This window comes from Paenibacillus xylanexedens, from assembly GCF_007676705.1.
Lineage (GTDB): Bacteria > Bacillota > Bacilli > Paenibacillales > Paenibacillaceae > Paenibacillus > Paenibacillus xylanexedens_C.
On the sequence record NZ_VEBF01000387.1, the window covers coordinates 1 to 262 of the forward strand.

The window sequence follows — 262 nt, forward strand, 5'->3', positions numbered from 1 at the left end:
CAGAGCTGATTCCACGTGTGATTGAATATCGCAAATACAAGCGGATTGCAGGCGACGTTCATGAAGGGGAGTGGGAACGGAGGGTTATTTTTTCGAAAGAGGGGGAGGATGTGGGCGGGTATATGGGTGTAGAAGTTGGTTGGAAGGGGGTAGAGGGTTTGGATAGGTGTGATCTGATTGGTGGATTGGAGAAGGGGCTAGGGAAGGGAGAGAAGGGTAGAAGTGTAACGGGGATGAAAGGGGATGAAATTTGGGTTAAGGA

Annotated in this window: 1 pseudogene; it reads left to right on the plus strand. The window is 50.0% G+C overall.

Going from position 1 to position 262, the window contains the following annotated elements:
* Positions 1-262 (plus strand): annotated as a pseudogene (locus tag FS628_RS32260) (segregation/condensation protein A); the annotation flags it as partial.